The organism is Streptomyces sp. 2P-4, assembly GCF_030167965.1.
Taxonomy (GTDB): Bacteria; Actinomycetota; Actinomycetes; order Streptomycetales; family Streptomycetaceae; genus Streptomyces; species Streptomyces globosus_A.
Window position 1 is genome coordinate 2,392,208 of the sequence record NZ_CP095011.1, and the last position, 20,277, is coordinate 2,412,484.

Below are 20,277 nucleotides of genomic sequence, written 5' to 3' on the forward strand. Positions count from 1 at the left end.
CAGGCAGGGCGGGTGGAGCAGGCAGGGCGGGTGGGGCGGGCGGGTCCCGCCGCTACTCGGGTGTCGCGTCGAGGGCGTGTCGGACGAGCATGAGCAGCGACTCGACGACGGTCTCCCGGCGCCGCGCGTCCATGACCAGTACGGGTACGTGCTCCGGGATGGTGAGCGCCTCCCGCACGTCCTCCGGCTCGTACGCGTGGGAGCCGTCGAAGTGGTTGACGGCCACGGCGTACGGCAGCCCGCAGCTCTCGAAGTAGTCGAGCGCCGGGAAGCAGTCGCGCAGGCGGCGCGTGTCGGCCATGACGAGCCCGCCGATCGCCCCGCGCACGAGGTCGTCCCACATGAACCAGAACCGCTCCTGGCCGGGCGTCCCGTACACGTACAGCACGAGGTCGTCGGCGAGGGTGACCCGGCCGAAGTCCATCGCGACGGTGGTGGTGTTCTTCTCCGGCGTGGCCGACAGGTCGTCGGTGTCCACGCTGGCCTGCGTCATCACCGCCTCGGTGCGCAGCGGGGCGATCTCGGAGACCGACGACACGAAGGTGGTCTTGCCGACGCCGAAGCCGCCCGCGACGAGCACCTTGACGGCGACGGGCGCGCGGGAGCGGTCGTACTGCCAGGGCTGGACGGGTTCGTCGTCGATGGCGGGTTCAAAGACGGCGAAGGCCACTGAGCACCCTTTCGAGCAGTGCGCGGTCGGGGCGGCCCGGGCCGTGCCCGGTGCCGTAGACGCGGACCCTGCCCTGGTCCGCGAGGTCGCTGACGAGGACGCGGACGACGCCGAGCGGCAGCTTGAGCAGGGCGGCTATCTCCGCGATGGTGCGCATGCGGCGGCAGACCTCGACGATGGCCGGCATCTCGGGCATCCGGTCGCGGTCGGCGTCCCGGTCCGCGGCCGGCACCCCGTCGGGGGCGTTGCCGCCGCCGGGCTGCTGCGGCTGCGAGACGCGGCTGTCGAGGGCGGCGACGAACGTCTCGACGTGCAGGACCTGCGTGAAGCGGGTGCGGCCGCCCGTCAGGGAGTACGGGCGGACGCGGGCGGGGCGGCGATCGGCTCCACGTATGGGAAGCCGGTCGGAGGCCGTACCTCTCACGGGGTGTTCTCCATGGACTGGCGCAGCTCGCTGCGGACTTCGGGGGTGAGGACGTGTCCGGCGCGGCCGACGAACAGGGCCATGTGGTAGGCGACGACGCTCATGTCGCAGTCGGGCGTGGCGTGCACGCCGAGGAGCGAGCCGTCGCTGATCGCCATCACGAACACCGAGCCGTGCTCCATCGCGACCATGGTCTGCTTGACGCTGCCGCCCTCCATCAGGGCCGCCGCGCCGGTGGTGAGGCTGCCGAGGCCGGAGACGATCGTGGCGAGGTCGGCGGACGCGCCGCGCGGGCCCCTGGGCCGGCCGGGCCCGCCCGCGCCGCTCCCGCCGGCCGCGGCCGCGGCCGCGCCGCCGGGGTCGGAGGACAGCAGCAGCAGCCCGTCCGAGGACACGACGGCGACGGAGTTGACGCCGGGCACCTCCTCGACCAGGTCGGTCAGCAGCCACTGCAGGTTGCGGGCCTGGGTGCTCAGTCCGTACGTACTGGGCGCGGTCATGTGCGTGCCTCCTGTGCGGTGTCCCCCTGGTCGGTGTCCTGTGCGAGTTCGGCGGCCACGACGCGCCGTCCGTCCCGCGTCCCCTGGTAGAACCCGCCGAGCCGGCGGCGCAGTTCCTCCGCGTCGACGCGGCGCGGGGCCGGCCGTGCGGGGACCGCGCCGGGTCCGGCGGCGGCGCCGGGGGCCGTCTGGGCGCGGCCGGCGACGACGCGGGGCGTCCGCTTGGGCAGGCCCTTGTCGGTGACGGCCTCCGTGGTGCCGGGCTGGGGGTGGCTGCCCTGGCGGGGGACCCACTCGTTGTCGGCGGGGGCGTGCCGGTGCGGCTCGGCCGCAGCGGGTACGCCGCCGCCGGCGGTGAAGACCTGGTCGGTCGGGGGCAGCCGTTCCGCGTCGGGGGCGACGGGTGCGGCGGACTGCCCGGGCAGCGCGGGGTCCCCGTCCGGTACGACGGCCGGCGGGGCGGCGGCGGTCGAGGACCCGGCGGCCGCCGGGCCGGTGTCGGCCGCCCCGAAGGCGGACCCTTCCGCGTCGGGGACGACACGCGCGAGGAGTTCGCCGCCCGGATCCCGGTCGGCCGGGGTCTGCGCGGTGAACACCTGCTCGGCGGACGGCAGTTGCTCCTGCGGGACCCTCCGGCGCATCGGCAGCGGGGCGGGCGCGTCCTCGGGAGCGGGGGCGTGCGCGTCGGCGGTGGTGCCGTCGGCGGCAGCGGCGGCCGCGGCGTCGGCGGCGAAGGCGTCGGCCAGGGTGACGGGGGCGACGGCCTGCACGGGCGCGGCGAACCCCGGCCCGGCGGCGGGGTCGGCGGGCGCGCCCTCCGCGGGCACGTCGGCCTGCGCGGCCGTGCCGCCCTGCGGGTCGGCGACCGGCGCGCCCTGCGGGTCGGCGGCGGACTCGGGCCGCGGATCGGCGGCCGGCCCGGCCCCGGACTCCGACCCGGACTCGGCGGCGAACTCGGGCAGCGGGTCCGTCAGCGGATCGAACAGCGGGTCCGGGACAGGCCCGGCCGCCGCGCCCGCGGCTTCGGCCGCCCCTTCGGCCGCACCGGTCGCGTCGGCCGCACCGGTCGGGTCGGCCGCACCGGTCGCGTCGGCCGCACCGATCGCGTCGGCCGCACCGGTCGGGTCGGCCGCAGCACCCGCGGCCGCCTCCCCGGTACCACCGGGAGCGCCGTACGGCCCGTACGCCTCGTAGGCCTCGTGGGACCCGACAAGCTCCTCACCAGCGGCCACCGCAGCAGCACCGGCGACCTCGTCAGCACCGCCGGCACCCGCGCCCCCGGCCGCCCCCGCGCGCTCCTCCGGCCGCAGGCGCGGCGGGAGGACGTGCTCGTTGGCCTCCGCGACGACGCCGGGCAGCTGGAACTGCGGCAGGCCCGCCGGGGTGGCGAAGGTGTGCACGGGGGACGCGGCCGGCGGCCCGTCCTGGAGGAGTGCCGCGGGGACGACGACCAGCGCTTCGGTGCCGCCGTACCGGCCGGCGCGCAGTTCGGCGGTGACGCCGTGGCGCGCGGCGAGGCGCCCGGCCACGTACAGGCCGAGTCCGAGGCCGTGTTCGGCCTCGGTCTCCTCGTCGTACGCGTCGGGGGTGGCCAGGCGGGTGTTGAGTGCTTCGAGCCGGTCGGCGGTGATGCCGATGCCCTCGTCTGCGACGGAGAACACCACGTCGCCCGTGTCGAGGTGGCGGGCGGAGGCCTTGACCTTGGCGCCGGGCGGCGAGAACGTCGTGGCGTTCTCCAGCAGTTCGGCGAGGACGTGCGAGATGTCGTCGGCTGCGTGCCCGGCGACCTGGGTGAACGACGGCACAACGGCCAGGTCGACGCGCTCGTACCGCTCGATCTCGCTGACCGCCGCGCGCATGACGTCGACGAGCGGGACGGGCGTCGCGCCGCCGGTGCCGTGTTCCTGCCCGGCGAGGACGAGGAGGTTCTCGTTGTGGCGGCGCATCACGGTCGCCAGGTGGTCCAGCCGGAAGAGGGTTTCGAGCCGGTCCGGGTCCTGTTCCTTGGCCTCCAGCTCGTCGATGACGGCGAGTTGGCGCTCGACGAGGCCGAGGGTGCGCAGCGACAGGGAGACCGACGTGGTGGACATGATGCGCCGGTGCTCCTCCAGGCCGGCGCGCAGGTCGCGGAGTTCCGCTTCGAGCGCGTCCCGTCCGGCGGAGAGGGCTTCGTTGCGGCCGATGAGGCGGCGCCGGTCGGCGTCCATGCCGGCGATCTTGGTGTGGAGGGAGACGGTCTGCTCGCGGACCTGGTTGAGGTGGCGGACGACTTCGGCGAACTCGTCGTTCCGGCCGGTGAACCGGACGGGCTCGACGGAGCCCTCGGGCGTCGCGAGGCGGGCCGCGCCGCGCCGGAGCACGGACAGCGGCCGGGTGAGGGAGCGGGCGACGGCGGTGGAGACGCCGACGGCGACCAGAAACAGCAGGCCGAGCACGGCGATGACGAGTTCGAGGCGGGTCACGTCGTCGTCGCGGAGCGCGGCGAGGGCGGTGGCCCGCTGGCCGGCGAGGGTGGCCTCGACGGAGCGCATGCGGTCGATGCGCGCGGTCAGCGAGGGGGCGAGGGACGCGCCGTCGAGCTTGCGGTCGGCGGTGGAGAGGGTGGGGCGTTCGGTGAGCCGCTTGAGGTTCTCGTCGGCGGCCTTGACCTCGGGGCCGGTGACGGTCGCGGCGAGGGTCTGGCGTACGTCGGGGCGGGCGGCGCGCGTGAAGTCGTCGAGGGCGGCCTGCTCGCGTACGCGGGCCCGCTGGGCGGCGGCTGACAGTTCGTCCGCGGCGGCCGCTCCGGCGCCCTGCTCGCTGCGGGGCACGGCCAGTGCGGCGAGGAGCAGTCCGCGGGTGGCGGATGCCTGCTCCACGGCCTGGCCGAGGGGGGCCAGGGGGCGGGTGGTGGCGAGGGCGGCCTCGGCGCGCGGCGGGGTCTGCTCGGCGAGCCGGTCGCCGGGGGCGAGGAGTTCGGCGAGGACGGCGGCGTAGGCCTGGTGGGCGGCGAGGGCGGTGCCCTTGCCGTCGACGGCCTCGGTGCGGACGCCCTGGATGCTGCCGGCGGCCTTGGCGAGGGGTTCGTCGGCCTCGGCCTCGGCTTCGGCCTGGACCTCGGCGATGCGCCGGTCGGTGAGGGCGGCGCGCTCCTGGAGGGGCCCCTTGGCCTGGCCTCCGGGCCGGCCCTTGGCGACGTACTCGACGACGGCGTCGCGCTCGTCGGCGAGGAGGTGCGCGAGGGTGAGGGTGTGCCGGGTCTGTTCGGCGAGGGTGACGAGCTGCTGGGAGTCGTTCAGCTCGCGGGTGGCCGTGACGACGGCGGGTGCGCCTGCCGCGAGGACAGTGAGGCCGGCGACGGCTACGCCGACGACCAGCCTGCTGCGTACGTGGACGCGGCGTCCTGCGGGGGCGGGTCCGTCGGTGGCGGTGCCGTTCTTCCGAGACCGCTTCTTCTGCACCGGTGCTCGCAATCCTGTACGTGTGCTCGTGCTCGTCTACTCGTGTGGCCGAGGTAACGGCCGGTCAACAAGTAAACGCCCCCTGCCCCCTCGTACCGCCTCAGACCTTCGCAGTGTGTTGGGGAGAGAGCCTGACATCGCCCACCCGGCCACTCGAACGAGTGAACATCACGGAAGAGTTGGCGACCAACTCGGCGCACCGGCCGCCCTGCCGCTCCGCGGACGGGTGGTTGAAAGATCGGTGGGGGCTTTGGCAGTATGCGCGCCCACATGCGCCGGGGTGCGCCGGCGCCGCCGGGAGGCCTCGGTTGCGGCGGGCGGACGCCACCGCCCTTTCTGGTACGGACCTTTGGCGCGCGGCGGCCCTGCCGCGGCGGCGGCGGTGGGCAGAATGCCCGTATGCGCATCGACCTCGCCACGGCCCCCGGCGACCCGGAACGCCCCAACGAGGACTGGCTATCAGCCGCTACACCCGCCGCGGGGGGCGGCGTACTGGTCGCCCTGGACGGGGTCACGCCGCCCGCCGGCGACACGGGATGCTCGCACGGCGTCCCGTGGTTCACCGCCCGACTGGGGGGCCGATTGACCGAACTGTCCGGTTCGCGGCGGGACATGCCGCTGGCCCGGATCCTGGCGGAGTCGATCCGGGCGACGGCCGACGCCCACCGGGGGGCGTGTGACCTTTCTCACGTACGCACGCCGCAGGCGACGGTGGTGGTCGTCCGCTGGGACGGGGAGGCCGTGGAGCACCTCGTGCTGTCGGACTCGGTGCTGCTGCTGGAGGCCCCGGACGGGGCGGTCTCGGCGGTCGTCGACGACCGGCTGGACCGGATCCCCCGCGCGGCCCTGCGGACGCAGGAGTCGGCGGACGCCCTGCGGAACGCGGAGGGCGGCTTCTTCACGGCGGCCGCCGACCCGGCGGTGGCGGCCCGCGCGGTGACCGGGCGCACCCCGCGGGAGGCGGTGCGGTCGCTGGCGGTGCTCACCGACGGGGCGAGCCGGTGGAAGGACACGTTCGGGGAGGGCGACTGGGCGCAGTGCCTGGCGGTGCTGCGCAAGGAGGGGGCGCAGGGGCTGATCGGGCGGGTGCGGGCGCTGGAGTCGGACCCCGGCCGCCGTGACCGGGCCCGCGGCAAACGGCACGACGACGCGTCGGCGGCGTACGCGGAACTGTAGGCGGGGGCCGAGGAGGCGCCGGCGGGCGCCTGGGGCCCCGGGGGCACCTTGCGGGCGCCCGGGGGCGCGCCTGCCTATTCCTCGCCCTGGTTGAGCTGGTTCAGCAGCCGGGCCAGCTCCGCGACCTCGCCGCGGTCCCAGTCGGCCAGCTTGCGCATGTACCGCTCGCGGCGGGCGCCGCGCACCTTCAGGAACCGCTCGCGGCCCTCGTCGGTGAGCCCGACGAGGAACGCACGGCCGTCCGCGGGGTCCTGCTCGCGGGCCACCAGCCCGAGCACCTCCAGGGCGCGCAGCTGGCGGCTCATGGTGGCCTTGCCGACGCCGAAGTAGGCGGCGAGGTCGGTGGCCCGCTGCCGGCCGGCCGCCTCCAGGCGTACGAGCAGCCCGTACGCGGCGGGCTCCAGCTCGGGGTGGAGGGCGCGGGCCATCTCGCCGGAGGAGGCGCGGGCCCGCCGCAGGAAGACGGACAGTTCCCGCTCCAGGGCGAGGAACTCCTGGTCTTCGCTGCCGTGCACGTGCCGCTCCTGTCCGTGTGTCGGCACTGCTGTGCCGAGGGGCCACAGTATTTCGCAGCGCCGGCGGGCGCGGCCCGGGACCCCGCCGGAACGGGATCCCGGGCCGCGCCGGGTGCCGGCCGGCGGTACAGGGCGGAGTCGGGGCGGGGTCAGGCGGCCGCGGGGACGGCGGGCGCGGCGGCCTCCGCCGGGGACAGCGCCAGCTCCAGCACCTGGCGCACGTCCGTCACGGCGTGCACCTGGAGCCGCTCCAGCACCTCGGCGGGCACGTCGTCCAGGTCGGCCTCGTTCCGCTTGGGGATGACGACGGTGGTCAGGCCGGCGCGGTGCGCGGCGAGCAGCTTCTGCTTGACGCCGCCGATCGGCAGGACCCGGCCGGTGAGGGAGACCTCGCCGGTCATGGCCACGTCGGTGCGGACCTGCCGGCCGGAGAGCAGCGAGGCCAGGGCGGTCGTCATGGTGATGCCCGCGCTCGGCCCGTCCTTCGGGACGGCTCCCGCCGGGAAGTGGATGTGCACGCCCCGGTCCTTCAGGTCGGCGACCGGCAGCTCCAGCTCCGCACCGTGCGAGCGGAGGAAGCTGAGCGCGATCTGCGCGGACTCCTTCATGACGTCGCCGAGCTGCCCGGTCAGCGTCAGCCCGGCGGCGCCGGTCTCCGGGTCGGCGAGGGACGCCTCGACGAACAGGACGTCGCCGCCGGCGCCGGTCACGGCCAGGCCGGTGGCCACGCCGGGGACGGCGGTGCGCCGCTCGGCGGGGTCCTGCGCGGACTCCGGGACGTGGTGCGGGCGCCCGATGAGCCCGCGCAGGTCCTCGGCGCCGATGTGCAGGGGAAGGTCCCGCTCGCCGAGTTCATGCTGGGCGGCCACCTTGCGCAGCAGGCGGGCGATGGAGCGCTCCAGGGTGCGGACGCCGGCCTCGCGGGTGTACTCGCCGGCCAGCCTGCGCAGGGCGGAGTCCTCCAGGACGACCTCCTCCGCGGCGAGTCCGGCGCGCTCCAGCTGGCGGGGCACCAGGTGGTCTCGGGCGATGACGACCTTCTCGTCCTCGGTGTAGCCGTCGAGGCGGACCAGCTCCATGCGGTCGGCGAGGGCCTCGGGGATGGCCTCCAGGACGTTGGCGGTGGCGAGGAAGACGACGTCGCTGAGGTCGAGCTCGACCTCCAGGTAGTGGTCGCGGAAGGTGTGGTTCTGCGCCGGGTCGAGGACTTCGAGGAGGGCGGCGGCGGGGTCGCCGCGGAAGTCGGAGCCGACCTTGTCGATCTCGTCGAGGAGGACGACGGGGTTCATGGACCCGGCCTCCTTGATCGCACGGACGATACGGCCGGGCAGCGCGCCGACGTACGTACGGCGGTGGCCGCGGATCTCGGCCTCGTCCCGGACACCGCCGAGGGCGACGCGGACGAACTTGCGGCCCATCGCGTGGGCGACGGACTCGCCGAGGGAGGTCTTGCCGACGCCGGGCGGCCCGACGAGGGCGAGGACGGCCCCGCCGCGGCGGCCGCCGACGACGCCCAGCCCGCGGTCGGAGCGGCGCTTGCGGACGGCGAGGTACTCGGTGATGCGGTCCTTGACGTCGGCGAGGCCGGCGTGCTCGGCGTCCAGGACGGCACGGGCGCCGCGGATGTCGTAGGCGTCCTCGCTGTGCTCGTTCCAGGGGAGTTCGAGGACGGTGTCCAGCCAGGTGAGGATCCAGGATCCCTCCGGGGACTGGTCGCTGGCCCGCTCCAGCTTGTCGACCTCCTTGAGCGCGGCCTCGCGGACCTTCTCCGGGAGGTCGGCGGCCTCGACGCGGGCGCGGTAGTCGTCGGACTCCTCGCCCTCCTTCTCGCCGTTCAGCTCGCGGAGCTCCTTGCGGACGGCTTCGAGCTGGCGGCGCAGCAGGAACTCGCGCTGCTGCTTGTCCACGCCGTCCTGGACGTCCTTGGCGATGGACTCGGCGACGTCCTGCTCGGCGAGGTGGTCGCGCAGCCAGGCGATGGCGAGACGGAGGCGGGCGACGGGATCGGCGGTCTCCAGCAGCTCGACCTTCTGGGCGACGGTCAGGAACGGGGAGTAGCCGGAGTTGTCGGCGAGCGCGGAGACGCCCTCGATCTGCTGGATGCGGTCGACGACCTGCCAGGCGCCGCGCTTCTTGAGCCAGCTGGTGGCGAGGGCCTTGTACTCCTTGACGAGCTCGGTGACGGCGCCGGGCAGCGGGTCCGCGAGCCGCTCGTCGACGCTCTCCCCCTCGACCCACAGGGCGGCGCCGGGTCCGGTGGTGCCGGCGCCGATACGGACGCGGCCGACGCCGCGGATGAGGGCGCCGGGGTCGCCGTCGGCGAGGCGGCCCACCTGCTCGACGGTCCCGAGCACACCGGTGCCGGCGTACCGCCCGTCGACCCGCGGGACGAGCAGCACCCGCGGCTTCCCGCTGCCGCCCGCGGCCTGGGCGGCCTCGACGGCACCCCGCACCTCGGCGTCGGACAGGTCCAGCGGAACCACCATTCCGGGCAGCACGACCTCGTCGTCGAGCGGCAGCACGGGCAGGGTGAGCGTTACGGACGTCGAAGCCATGATCTTCCTTCCGGCAGTCAAGTTGAGCTACACCGACTCAATGGATATGCGCGGGCCGGTGTTCCCCAACAGGTGTTCGCCCGGGGCGAACGAGCCGGGGGCGGGTGCAGGCGCTCCCCGCGGACGGCGGGTCCGGGTCGGGCTGTCGGTGGGGCGGCTTAGCCTCCGGGCATGAGCATGATCGGGATGTACGTGCGGTTGCGGCCCGCCGAGTTCCGGCGGGCGCTGCGCGAGCCGGACTGGGCGCGGGAGCGCGCGGAGGGGGCGGCCGAGGCGGAGTGCGCGGCGGCGCCGGTGCCGCCTTCCGCGGGGGCGGTCCCGCCGCGGTGCCACAGCACCGGCAAGGCGTGGCACGCGCTGTCGTTCCTGCTGGACCGGATCGGCTTCCCGGTGGATGTCGTGTACGGCGACGCGGCGGTGCCGGGCGCGTCCCCCTGGGGGTACGGGCCGCCGCGGCACCTCGCGCCCGACCGCGTCGCCGCGGCCGCCGAGGCCCTCGCCTCCACGCCGCCCGCAATGCTGGTCGAGGGGGTGACCGCGCGGGACCTGGCCGCGGAGGGCGTTTACCCGGCGGCGGTGTGGGAGCGCGGGGAGTCACTGGAGTGGGTGGTGGACCGCTACCGGGAGCTGCGGCAGTTCTTCAGCGGGGCGGCCCGGGAGGGGGACGGGGTGCTCGTCTGGGTGGAGTGAGGGTGATCGGGGCGGGTGGTGCACCGAGGCGCTTCGCGAGCGCGGGCGTCCCTGGTACGGGGTGGCCCGCCGCGAGGCGGGAGTGACCCGTACGCAGCGGGTTGCCGCCCCGGCCGGCGGGCTCAGGGCACGTGCCGGGACAGGTGTGGACGGCTACGGGCACGTGCCGTGGCGGGCGTGGATCGTCAGGCGGGCGCCGTGGAGGTCCGTCACCGAGCAGACGTCGAAGTGGGCGGCCAGGACCTCCCGTTTCACCGCCTCCCGCGGGTACGGGTCCAGCGGCTGGCCCTCCGGGTCGGTCAGGGCCAGCACCCGCGGTGACGCCAGCAGCCGGGCCCGGATCTCGTCCGGCGGCAGCTCCGTGCCCCACAGGCTCGCCGAGGCGGCGGGGGTCCGCTCCAGCGCCAGGTCGGACAGGGTGCCGTACACGCCCGGCGAGGACAGCAGCCACTCGCGGCGCCGGGCCGGCATGAACAGCACCGGGTCGCCGGGGCGGGCCTGCTCGCGGACGGCGGCGGCCACGGCGAGGGCGTCGTCCTTGCGGCTGTCGGGCGTCCGCAGCCACACCGACCAGCAGGCGGCGGGTACGAGCAGCACCGCGGCCAGCGCCCACGGCAGCCGGCCGCGCACGCTCGCGAGGCGCGCCCCGGCGGCCAGGGCGAGCCCGGCGAGGGAGTAGAGGACGTACCGGTCGACGTACCAGGGGTGGACGAGCGAGACGGCCAGCAGCAGTCCCGGCGGCAGCAGGGCGAGCGGTACGGCGACGCGGGCCAGGCGGTCCGGCAGGGCGCCGCGCCGGGCGAGCAGCCAGACGGCGACGGCGACGGCCGCGTACGCGGCCCAGTCGTGCCACTTCGGCCGGCCGAGCCAGCCCAGCTGCTGCTCGGCCTGCCGGGCGCTGACCGCGGCGAGCGGCAGGAGCAGGACGAGCACGGCGGCGGCGCTGCGCCGCCAGCCCGGCGAGCGGCGTGCGGTGACGGCGTGGGCGGCCAGGGCGAGGACCGCGAACTCGTGCAGCCAGCAGCCGAGCAGCATGACCGCCCCGTACGCGGCCCAGCGCTCGCGCAGCATCAGGTACGTGGCCCAGGCGACGGCGGCGGCGACGAGCGCGTACGACCGGCCTTCCTGGGCGTACGCCTGCACGGGCGGCAGCACCGCGTAGACGGCCCCGGCGATGAGGCCGGCCCGTTCCCCGGCGAGGCGGCGGCCGACCGCGGCGACGCCGGCGGCGGCGAGGGCGGTCGCGGCGACCGAGGGGAGCCGCAGCGCCCACAGGCCGCCGTCGAGGGCCGCGTCCGGGCCGGTGCCGGCGATCCGGAAGACGGTGTGCACGAGCAGGTAGTACAGGCCGTGCACCGCGTCGACCTGTCCGACGAGGTCCCACAGCCCGCCGGGCGGGCGGTGCGCGACCTGCCAGGTGACGGACTCGTCCCGCCACATGCTGCCCGCGCGCCCCAGGCCCCACAGGCCGAGGACGACGGCGAGCAGCGGCGGCAGTGCGCGCCGGGCGGCGGTGGGGATGCGGTCCTCCGGTGGGTTCCGTGGGAACGGTGCGCCCTCCATACTCATTGGTCGGCCGACCGGTGGAGCCTGCGGGGGTGGGTGTGCGCGCACGGAGAGTGGTGAACACGGCGGGAGCGCTGGCGGGGGTCGCGGTGGTGTTGGCCGGGTGCAGCACGGCGCCCGGGGGCGGATCCGCGGCCAGTCCGGCGGGCGCGCCGCCCGCGACCGCCGCCCCGTCCACGCCGCCTGCCCCGCCGGAGGCCGCCCCGGCGCCGGACGCGCCCTCCCCCACCGCCGAACGGCTGGTGACGGTGACCCGGAGCGGCGGCTACGCCGGTAAGACGACGAGCCTGCTGGTCAAGGGCGACGGCTCGTGGGCGCGCCTGGACGGCGAGGCCCGGCCGGCGGGCTCGGGCCGGCTGTCGCCGGAGGACCTGGCGGAACTTCGCGCCGCGCTCGCCGCGGCGGACTTCCCGCGGCTGCCGCGGGTCTCGATGGACGGCGGCACCGTCTTCGACGGCTTCACGTACGTGTTCGTGCACGCGGGGCGCGAGGTGGCGACGGCCGACGGCTCGATCCCGGCGGGCCTGCGACCCGTCCTGGACGCCCTGCCCCCCTTCGAGGCCGACCGAGCGACGCCGCCGTGACGGACCTCCCGGAACCGGCCTGCGCCCCACCCGGCATCCCCCGCCATATCCCCATTCCGACCGCATTCGGAATCAGTAATTCCGGTGGTTTCGCTGTCTGAACCCCGCATAGCCGCAGGCCGGTGGCTCCTCTACGCTGCACCCCATCACGCGGATCTCCAGGGGCGGGACATGGAACAGACACACACCACCCACACCGGCGGCGCCGCGGCCACCCCAGGCGCACAGCGGCGCGTGCTCGTGGTCGAGGACGACCGCACCATCGCCGACGCCATCACGGCCCGGCTGCGCGCCGAGGGCTTCCAGGTGCAGGCGGCGTACGACGGCCCGGCCGCCGTGGCGTCCGCCGAGAGCTGGCAGCCCGAGCTGCTCGTACTGGACGTGATGCTGCCCGGCTTCGACGGCCTGGAGGTGTGCCGCCGGGTCCAGGCGCAGCGCCCGGTGCCCGTCCTCATGCTGACCGCGCGGGACGACGAGACCGACATGCTGGTCGGGCTCGGCGTCGGCGCCGACGACTACATGACGAAGCCGTTCTCGATGCGCGAGCTGGCCGCGCGGGTGCACGTCCTGCTGCGCCGCGTGGAGCGGGCCACGCTCGCCGCGCACACCCCTCGCGGGGCCACGCTGCGCCTGGGCGACCTGGAGATCGACCACGCCCAGCGCCGGGTGCGGGTGCAGGCGGAGGACGTCCACCTGACGCCGACCGAGTTCGACCTGCTGGTGTGCCTGGCCGGGACACCGCGGGCGGTGCTCTCCCGCGAGCAGCTGCTGGCCGAGGTGTGGGACTGGGCGGACGCCTCGGGCACCCGTACCGTCGACAGCCACATCAAGGCCCTCCGGCGGAAGATCGGGGCCGAGCGGATCCGCACCGTGCACGGCGTCGGGTACGCCCTGGAGACCCCGGCGCAGGCGTGAGCGCGGACCGCCAGGGCAGGGCGCGCGGCCCCGGCCGCTTCCGGCACGCACCCCAGCGGGCGTCCCAGCGGACCTCTCAGCGGACCTCTCAGCGGGCGGACGCCCACAGCGGGGGCCTGCGCCCCTTCTCGCCCTTCTCGATCAAGACCAAGCTCGGGACGCTGGTCGTGGTCTCGGTGTTCATCACGACGGGCCTGCTGCTGGTGGCCCTGCGCACCGACACCGAGCTGCGGTTCATCACCGTCTTCTCGGTCATCGCCTCGATGCTGATCACCCAGTTCGTCGCGCACGGCCTGACGGCCCCGCTGGACGACATGACGCGCGTGGCGCGGGCGATATCGCACGGGGACTTCACGCGCCGGGTCCGCGGGGCGGGCCGCCGCGACGAGCTGGGCGACCTGGCCTCCACGATCAACCTGATGGCGGACGACCTGGAGGCGGTGGACCGGCACCGCAGGGAGCTTGTCGCCAACGTCTCGCACGAGCTGCGCACGCCGATCGCGGCGCTGCGCGCCGTGCTGGAGAACGTCGTCGACGGGGTCTCCGAGGCCGATCCGGAGACCATGCGGACGGCGCTGAAGCAGACGGAGCGCCTGGGCCGGCTGGTCGGGACGCTGCTGGACCTGTCCCGGGTGGACAACGGCGTGGTCCCGCTGCGGGCGCGGCGCTTCGAGGTGTGGCCGTACCTGTCGGGGGTGCTGAAGGAGGCGGGGCTGGCGGCTGCCGGACGGCCCGGCCTGGCGTCCGGGTCGGGCGGGCACACCCGCAACGACGTCCACCTGCACCTGGACGTGTTCCCGCCGGGGCTGACGGCGTACGCGGACGCCGAGCGGCTGCACCAGGTGGTGGCCAACCTGATCGACAACGCGGTCAAGCACAGCCCGGCGCTGGGCCGGGTCACGGTCCGCGCCCGTGCCGGGGAGGCCCCCGAAAGCCTCGCCCTGGAAGTGGTCGACGAGGGGCCGGGGATCCCGGAGGCCGAGCGGCACCGGGTCTTCGAGCGGTTCAACCGCGGCAGCGCGCACAGCGGCGAGAGCAGCGACGGGGGGACGGGACTGGGCCTGGCGATCGCCCGCTGGGCGGTCGAGCTGCACGGCGGCCGGATCCGCGTGGCCGAATCGGCGCGGGGCTGCCGGATTCTCGTCACCCTTCCGGGCGCCCCGCAGGCGTCGCATTGACGTAGGGTTCGACCGGGAAGGACATGATCTCGGCCACATGTGCCCGGGGTCCGTCAGGGGTGCGAAGCCAGTGGGTCGCAACCCGGTTGGCGCATACCCGAACCAGGCTGGTTTCCCGCCATTCCGGGCTCTGAAACCCGCCGTTCGGTGTGACCTACATGACGTAAGTCCCGCCCGGCCTGCATCTCCCCGCCCGGGAGGCGTAGCCTTTATTCCCGCTGTCCATACCTTGTGAAGCGGAAGAGGGCGGTTGCCGCCGTGTCGCCACAGTCCCCCAGTAACTCGAGCACGACGACCGAAGCAGCAGAGGGCGGGAACACCCCTGCCTCAGGCTTCGGCGCCAATGAGTGGCTCGTCGACGAGATCTACCAGCAGTACCTCCAGGACCCGAACTCGGTCGACCGGGCCTGGTGGGACTTCTTCGCCGACTACAAGCCGGGGGGCGCGAGCGCTCCCGCCAAGGCCGACGAGCCGGTGAGTACCCCGACGACGGATGGCGCCTCCGCACAGGCCTCCACCGCCGTCACCGCGCAGGCCTCCGACGCCGCCGCCACGGGGGCGGCGAGCGCCGCACCCGCCTCCGCCGCCGCACCCGCGCCTGTGTCAGCTCCTGCCCCTGCTCCTGCCTCCCCCTCTGGTGCCCCTGCTGTGACTGTCACCTCCCAGGCCTCGGCCGCCGCTCCGGCCGCGCCCGCCGCTCCCGCCGCCGCCCCGAAGGCCGCGCCCGCCACCGAGGCCCCGTCGGGCCCCGAGCTGGTGACGCTCCGCGGCCCGGCCGCCGCGGTCGCGAAGAACATGAACGCCTCCCTGGACGTGCCGACCGCCACCTCCGTGCGCGCCGTCCCGGTGAAGCTGCTGTTCGACAACCGGATCGTCATCAACAACCACCTCAAGCGCGCCCGGGGCGGGAAGATCTCCTTCACCCACCTCATCGGCTACGCGATGGTGCAGGCCATCAAGGCCATGCCGTCGATGAACTACTCCTTCGCGGAGAAGGACGGCAAGCCGACCCTCGTCAAGCCGGAGCACGTCAACTTCGGGCTCGCGATCGACCTGGTCAAGCCGAACGGCGACCGCCAGCTCGTCGTCGCGGGCATCAAGAAGGCCGAGACCCTCGACTTCTTCGAGTTCTGGCAGGCCTACGAGGACATCGTCCGCCGCGCCCGCGTCGGCAAGCTGACGATGGACGACTTCACCGGCGTCACGGTCTCCCTGACCAACCCCGGCGGCCTCGGCACCGTCCACTCCGTGCCCCGCCTGATGCCCGGACAGTCCGTCATCATGGGCGTCGGCTCCATGGACTACCCGGCCGAGTTCCAGGGCACCTCGCAGGACACCCTGAACAAGCTGGGCGTCTCCAAGGTCATGACCCTGACCTCGACCTACGACCACCGGGTCATCCAGGGCGCGGCCTCCGGCGAGTTCCTGCGGATCGTCGCCAACCTGCTGCTCGGCGAGAACGGCTTCTACGACGACGTCTTCGAGGCGCTGCGGATCCCGTACGAGCCGGTCCGCTGGATGCGCGACATCGACGCCAGCCACGACGACGACGTCACGAAGGCGGCCCGCGTCTTCGAGCTGATCCACTCCTACCGGGTCCGCGGCCACGTCATGGCCGACACCGACCCGCTGGAGTACAAGCAGCGCAAGCACCCCGACCTGGACATCACCGAGCACGGCCTCACCCTGTGGGACCTGGAGCGCGAGTTCGCCGTCGGCGGCTTCGCCGGCAAGTCGATGATGAAGCTGCGCGACATCCTCGGCGTGCTGCGCGACTCGTACTGCCGCACCACCGGCGTCGAGTTCATGCACATCCAGGACCCGAAGCAGCGCCGCTGGATCCAGGACCGCATCGAGCGCCCGCACTCCAAGCCGGAGCGCGAGGAGCAGCTGCGGATCCTGCGCCGCCTGAACGCGGCCGAGGCGTTCGAGACGTTCCTGCAGACCAAGTACGTCGGCCAGAAGCGGTTCTCGCTGGAGGGCGGCGAGTCCGTCATCCCGCTGCTCGACGCGGTCATCGACTCCGCGGCCGAGGCCCGCCTCGAAGAGGTCGTCATCGGCATGGCCCACCGCGGCCGCCTGAACGTCCTCGCCAACATCGTCGGCAAGTCGTACGCGCAGATCTTCCGCGAGTTCGAGGGCAACCTCGACCCGAAGTCGATGCACGGCTCCGGCGACGTGAAGTACCACCTGGGCGCCGAGGGCACCTTCACGGGCCTGGACGGCGAGCAGATCAAGGTCTCGCTCGTCGCGAACCCCTCCCACCTGGAGGCCGTCGACCCGGTCCTGGAGGGCGTCGCCCGCGCCAAGCAGGACATCATCAACAAGGGCGGCACGGACTTCACCGTCCTGCCCGTCGCGCTGCACGGCGACGCGGCGTTCGCCGGCCAGGGTGTCGTCGCCGAGACGCTGAACATGTCGCAGCTGCGCGGCTACCGCACCGGCGGCACCGTCCACGTCGTGATCAACAACCAGGTCGGCTTCACCGCCGCCCCGGAGTCCTCGCGTTCCTCGATGTACGCGACCGACGTGGCCCGCATGATCGAGGCGCCGATCTTCCACGTGAACGGCGACGACCCGGAGGCCGTGGTCCGTGTGGCGCGGCTCGCCTTCGAGTTCCGCCAGGCGTTCAACAAGGACGTGGTCATCGACCTCATCTGCTACCGCCGCCGCGGCCACAACGAGTCGGACAACCCGGCGTTCACGCAGCCGCTGATGTACGACCTGATCGACAAGAAGCGCTCGGTGCGCAAGCTGTACACCGAGTCCCTGATCGGCCGCGGCGACATCACGCTGGAAGAGGCCGAGCAGGCGCTGCAGGACTTCCAGGGCCAGCTGGAGAAGGTCTTCGCGGAGGTCCGCGAGGCCGCCGCGCAGCCCGCGGCCGGCATCCCGGGCACGGTGGAGCGGGCCGAGTTCCCGGTCGCCGTGAACACGGCGGTCTCCCCGGAGGTCGTCAAGCGGATCGCCGAGTCCCAGGTGAACGCCCCCGACAGCCACACCGTCCACCCGCGCCTGCTGCCTCAGCTGCAGCGCCGCGCGGCGATGATCGACGACGGCACCATCGACTGGGGCATGGGCGAGACCCTCGCGTTCGGCTCGCTGCTGATGGAGGGCACCCCGGTCCGGCTGTCCGGCCAGGACTCCCGCCGCGGCACCTTCGGCCAGCGCCACGCGGTGCTGATCGACCGGGAGACCGGCGAGGACTACACCCCGCTCCAGCACCTGTCGGACGACCAGGCCCGCTTCAACGTCTACGACTCGCTGCTGTCCGAGTACGCGGCGATGGGCTTCGAGTACGGCTACTCGCTGGCCCGCCCGGACGCGCTGGTGCTGTGGGAGGCCCAGTTCGGCGACTTCGTCAACGGCGCGCAGACCGTCGTCGACGAGTTCATCTCCTCGGCCGAGCAGAAGTGGGGCCAGACGTCCGGCGTCACCCTGCTGCTGCCGCACGGCTACGAGGGCCAGGGCCCGGACCACTCCTCGGCCCGCCCGGAGCGGTTCCTGCAGCTGTGCGCGCAGAACAACATGACGGTCGCCATGCCGACGCTGCCGTCGAACTACTTCCACCTGCTGCGCTGGCAGGTCCACAACCCGCACCACAAGCCGCTCATCGTCTTCACCCCGAAGTCGATGCTGCGCCTGAAGGCGGCGGCGTCGAAGGCGGAGGAGTTCACCAGCGGCTCGTTCCGCCCGGTCATCGGCGACTCGACGGTCGACCCGGGCGCCGTGCGCAAGGTCGTCTTCTGCGCGGGCAAGGTCTACTACGACCTGGAGGCCGAGCGGGTCAAGCGCGGCGTCACCGACACCGCCATCATCCGCATCGAGCGCCTGTACCCGCTGCCGGGTGCGGAGCTCCAGGCCGAGATCGCCAAGTACCCGAACGCGGCGAAGTACATCTGGGCCCAGGAGGAGCCGGCGAACCAGGGTGCCTGGCCGTTCATCGCGCTCAACCTGATCGACCACCTGGACCTGGCGGTCGGCGCCGACATCCCGGCGGGCGAGCGTCTGCGCCGCATCTCGCGGCCGCACTCCTCCTCCCCGGCGGTCGGCTCGGCCAAGCGCCACCAGGCGGAGCAGCAGCAGCTGATCAGCGAGGTGTTCGAGGCGTAGCCCCGGACCCCGAGCCGCCCGGAGGCCCGGCTCCCCGTTCCCGGGGGGCTGGGCCTTCGGCCGTGTCCGGCCGCCGCATGCCGCCGGTGCCGGCTGCCCTGCAGGTGCAGCCGCGGCGGGGCGGGCGGCGGGCCGGCTACTGCCAGCCGAAGTCGTTGTTCGGCAGGCCCGCTCCGGCGCTCTGCCAGCCGAAGTCCTGCTTCGGGAGCGCGGCGGAGGAGACGCTGCGGGTGAGGGTGCCGTCGCCGGGGAGGGCGGCGAGGGAGGAGCCGAAGGAGAGGGTTCCGGCGGCGAGGGCGGTGACCGCGGCGGCCTTGGCGATACGGGCGGCGTTCATGGCGAGGACCTTCCGGCAGGGGTACGGGTGGACGGATCCGGCCCGCATCCCGCGGTGATGTGGCGCCGGTCCTTCCCGCCGGGGGCTGTCCCTCCCGGCGGGAACTACTCTCGCCGCAGGTCGCGGGGGGTGGAAGGCGTTCCGGGTGGACCCAAGGGGCCATGTCCCAATGGGGCCAGCAGCGGCACCTCGGCCTTCAGCAGCGCCCAGCCGGACATGTCCCGGTGCTCCCTCAGCAGGCGCCGGCAGACGCCCGCCGCCCGCCCCTCCGCCTCGTGCAGGGAGGACGCGAGGAGGAACAGACCGAGCACCGGGTGCGGCTGCGCGTACGGATGGGCGGTGACGTGCTCGACGCCCTCACCGGACCGCGCGAGGGCCAGCACGCGGTGCGCCGCGTCGACCGGCAGGGCGCACCCCTCCGAGGGGGCCCGGAACTGTGCGTGGATCAGATACATGGGCCTGAGCCTCCCAAACCAGGCGATCCCCAACCAGTTCTGCGAATTGGCCGCTTGGGGCTTTGGACGGAAGGGGCCAACCTGCACCCCAACCGGTCGTTCGGCTTGATTTCCGTGTCATCATCATCTTTGAAGATCACTTCATCGGGGGGTGAAGGCGCGCATGTTGACCCTGCTGGGTCTCGACCAGACAACGGAAGCCGTCTACCGGGGGATGCTGACCCATCCCCACGAGGGCGTGGCCGGGCTCGCCGCCCGTCTGGGCCTGCCTGAGGAAGCCGTCCGCTCCGGCCTCGACCAGCTGAGCGAACTGGCCCTCGTCCGGCCCTCGTACGAGCACCCGGGCCGCCTGCGCGCGGTCAGCCCGGATGTCGGCATGGAGCTGCTGCTCGCCCGGCAGCAGGCCGAGCTCGCGGCGCAGCAGCAGCGTGTCGAGGCGTCGCGGGCCGCCGCGGCCCGGCTCATCTCGGAGTACGCGGACCTGCGGCCGACGGCGTCGGAGCCGGGTGTCGAGCAGCTGCTGGGGCTGGACCGGATCCGCGAGCGCCTCACGCTGCTGCACCGGGAGGTGCGGGAGGAGGTGATGGTGTTCGCCCCGGACGGCGAGCAGACCCCGGAGAACCTGGAGGCCTCGCGTCCGCTGGACGAGGCGCTGCTGCGGCGCGGGATCCGGATGCGGACGGTCTACCTGGACAGCGTCCGCAACAGCCCGCACACCGTGGCGTACGCGGAGTGGCTGGGCACGCTGGGCCGGCAGGCGCGGACGGCGCCCGTCCTGCCCCTGCGGATGATCATCACGGACCGGGCCACGGCGGTGATCCCGGTCGACAGCGACGACACCGCGGCCGGTGCGGTCGTCCTGACCGGGCAGGGGACGCTGACCGCCCTGTGCGCGCTGTTCGAGAGCGTGTGGGAGGGGGCCAGGCCGTTCGGCGAGAAGGCCCGCCGGGACGACGGGAGCGGGCTGACCGACACCGAGGCGACCGCCCTGAAGCTCCTCGCGGACGGGTTCACCGACGAGGCCATCGCCAAGCGGCTCGGGGTCTCGCACCGGACGGCCCGCCGCGTCGCGACGGGCCTGATGGAGCGCCTGGGCGCGCGCAGCCGCTTCGAGGCGGGCGTGCGGGCCGTGCGGCAGGGCTGGCTGGCCTAAAGGAGG

At 74.2% G+C, this 20,277-nt stretch carries 16 protein-coding genes; 7 read left to right on the forward strand and 9 right to left on the reverse strand.

The genetic code is table 11. The features are described from left to right. Window positions 1–52: 52 nt before the first annotated feature. The 4 genes from MUK52_RS09950 to MUK52_RS09965 are packed head-to-tail and all read right to left on the reverse strand — an operon-like array spanning window position 53 to window position 5,034. Window positions 53–670, reverse strand: a complete 618-nt coding sequence (locus MUK52_RS09950; RefSeq protein ID WP_114054164.1) for a GTP-binding protein — start codon at window positions 668–670, stop codon at window positions 53–55. Next, window positions 651–1,094, reverse strand: coding sequence for a DUF742 domain-containing protein (locus tag MUK52_RS09955; protein ID WP_114054163.1), 444 nt, complete (start codon window positions 1,092–1,094; stop codon window positions 651–653). Before MUK52_RS09955 ends, MUK52_RS09950 begins: the two co-directional genes overlap by 20 nt. Beyond that, entirely contained in the window at window positions 1,091–1,594 is a 504-nt protein-coding gene (locus MUK52_RS09960; RefSeq protein ID WP_114054162.1) for a roadblock/LC7 domain-containing protein, read from the reverse strand. Before MUK52_RS09960 ends, MUK52_RS09955 begins: the two co-directional genes overlap by 4 nt. Next, window positions 1,591–5,034: a sensor histidine kinase gene (locus MUK52_RS09965; RefSeq protein WP_284575647.1), complete on the reverse strand. Its 3,444-nt coding sequence runs from the start codon at window positions 5,032–5,034 to the stop codon at window positions 1,591–1,593. Before MUK52_RS09965 ends, MUK52_RS09960 begins: the two co-directional genes overlap by 4 nt. A 399-nt stretch (window positions 5,035–5,433) precedes the next feature. Between MUK52_RS09965 and MUK52_RS09970 the strand changes: the two genes are divergently transcribed. After that, entirely contained in the window at window positions 5,434–6,210 is a 777-nt protein-coding gene (locus MUK52_RS09970) for a protein phosphatase 2C domain-containing protein (protein WP_114054160.1), read from the forward strand. A 74-nt stretch (window positions 6,211–6,284) separates the two neighbouring features. On the opposite strand, the gene MUK52_RS09975 is transcribed toward MUK52_RS09970, so the two are convergent. Both MUK52_RS09975 and lon read right to left on the reverse strand, forming a co-directional pair. Beyond that, window positions 6,285–6,725, reverse strand: a complete 441-nt coding sequence (locus tag MUK52_RS09975; protein ID WP_284575648.1) for a MarR family winged helix-turn-helix transcriptional regulator — start codon at window positions 6,723–6,725, stop codon at window positions 6,285–6,287. Window positions 6,726–6,874: 149 nt separating this feature from the next. Continuing rightward, complete coding sequence (gene lon / locus MUK52_RS09980; protein ID WP_284575649.1) at window positions 6,875–9,280, reverse strand: endopeptidase La; 2,406 nt, start codon at window positions 9,278–9,280, stop codon at window positions 6,875–6,877. Between the two features lie 171 nt (window positions 9,281–9,451). Between lon and MUK52_RS09985 the strand changes: the two genes are divergently transcribed. After that, window positions 9,452–9,970 (forward strand): DUF1877 family protein, encoded by a 519-nt coding sequence (locus MUK52_RS09985; RefSeq protein WP_114054157.1) that lies wholly within the window; start codon window positions 9,452–9,454, stop codon window positions 9,968–9,970. A gap of 153 nt (window positions 9,971–10,123) precedes the next feature. On the opposite strand, the gene MUK52_RS09990 is transcribed toward MUK52_RS09985, so the two are convergent. Next, a complete protein-coding gene (locus MUK52_RS09990) occupies window positions 10,124–11,533 on the reverse strand; it encodes a glycosyltransferase family protein (RefSeq protein WP_284575651.1) in 1,410 nt (469 codons plus the stop codon). A gap of 59 nt (window positions 11,534–11,592) precedes the next feature. On the opposite strand from MUK52_RS09990, the gene MUK52_RS09995 reads away from it, so the two are divergent. From MUK52_RS09995 to MUK52_RS10010, 4 genes are all read left to right on the forward strand, one after another. Next, the gene (locus tag MUK52_RS09995) at window positions 11,593–12,120 is read left to right on the forward strand and encodes a hypothetical protein (protein ID WP_114054156.1); all 528 of its coding nucleotides are present in this window, start codon (window positions 11,593–11,595) and stop codon (window positions 12,118–12,120) included. 171 nt (window positions 12,121–12,291) lie between these two features. After that, a complete protein-coding gene (locus MUK52_RS10000; protein WP_114054155.1) occupies window positions 12,292–13,035 on the forward strand; it encodes a response regulator transcription factor in 744 nt (247 codons plus the stop codon). A gap of 116 nt (window positions 13,036–13,151) precedes the next feature. After that, the gene (locus tag MUK52_RS10005) at window positions 13,152–14,213 is read left to right on the forward strand and encodes a HAMP domain-containing sensor histidine kinase (protein ID WP_114058467.1); all 1,062 of its coding nucleotides are present in this window, start codon (window positions 13,152–13,154) and stop codon (window positions 14,211–14,213) included. Between the two features lie 258 nt (window positions 14,214–14,471). Then, window positions 14,472–18,326: a multifunctional oxoglutarate decarboxylase/oxoglutarate dehydrogenase thiamine pyrophosphate-binding subunit/dihydrolipoyllysine-residue succinyltransferase subunit gene (locus MUK52_RS10010; RefSeq protein ID WP_284575654.1), complete on the forward strand. Its 3,855-nt coding sequence runs from the start codon at window positions 14,472–14,474 to the stop codon at window positions 18,324–18,326. A gap of 136 nt (window positions 18,327–18,462) precedes the next feature. Here MUK52_RS10010 and MUK52_RS10015 read toward each other — a convergent pair whose 3' ends face one another. Then, window positions 18,463–18,711 (reverse strand): hypothetical protein, encoded by a 249-nt coding sequence (locus MUK52_RS10015; RefSeq protein ID WP_114054153.1) that lies wholly within the window; start codon window positions 18,709–18,711, stop codon window positions 18,463–18,465. Window positions 18,712–18,767: 56 nt separating this feature from the next. Further along, entirely contained in the window at window positions 18,768–19,118 is a 351-nt protein-coding gene (locus MUK52_RS10020; protein WP_114054152.1) for a hypothetical protein, read from the reverse strand. Window positions 19,119–19,281: 163 nt separating this feature from the next. Here MUK52_RS10020 and MUK52_RS10025 point away from each other — a divergent pair, with 163 nt between their 5' ends. Further along, window positions 19,282–20,271, forward strand: coding sequence for a LuxR C-terminal-related transcriptional regulator (locus MUK52_RS10025; RefSeq protein WP_284575656.1), 990 nt, complete (start codon window positions 19,282–19,284; stop codon window positions 20,269–20,271). Window positions 20,272–20,277 lie beyond the last annotated feature (6 nt).

Bases quoted from the DNA above. Each gene is read 5' to 3' on its own strand.
- MUK52_RS09970 (WP_114054160.1), top strand. From the start codon at position 5,434: ATGCGCATCGACCTCGCCACGGCCCCCGGCGACCCGGAACGCCCCAAC.
- MUK52_RS10000 (WP_114054155.1), top strand. From the start codon at position 12,292: ATGGAACAGACACACACCACCCACACCGGCGGCGCCGCGGCCACCCCA.
- MUK52_RS10015 (WP_114054153.1), bottom strand. From the start codon at position 18,711: ATGCGGGCCGGATCCGTCCACCCGTACCCCTGCCGGAAGGTCCTCGCC.
- MUK52_RS10020 (WP_114054152.1), bottom strand. From the start codon at position 19,118: ATGTATCTGATCCACGCACAGTTCCGGGCCCCCTCGGAGGGGTGCGCC.
- lon (WP_284575649.1), bottom strand. From the start codon at position 9,280: ATGGCTTCGACGTCCGTAACGCTCACCCTGCCCGTGCTGCCGCTCGAC.
- MUK52_RS10025 (WP_284575656.1), top strand. From the start codon at position 19,282: ATGTTGACCCTGCTGGGTCTCGACCAGACAACGGAAGCCGTCTACCGG.
- MUK52_RS09960 (WP_114054162.1), bottom strand. From the start codon at position 1,594: ATGACCGCGCCCAGTACGTACGGACTGAGCACCCAGGCCCGCAACCTG.
- MUK52_RS09985 (WP_114054157.1), top strand. From the start codon at position 9,452: ATGAGCATGATCGGGATGTACGTGCGGTTGCGGCCCGCCGAGTTCCGG.
- MUK52_RS09990 (WP_284575651.1), bottom strand. From the start codon at position 11,533: ATGGAGGGCGCACCGTTCCCACGGAACCCACCGGAGGACCGCATCCCC.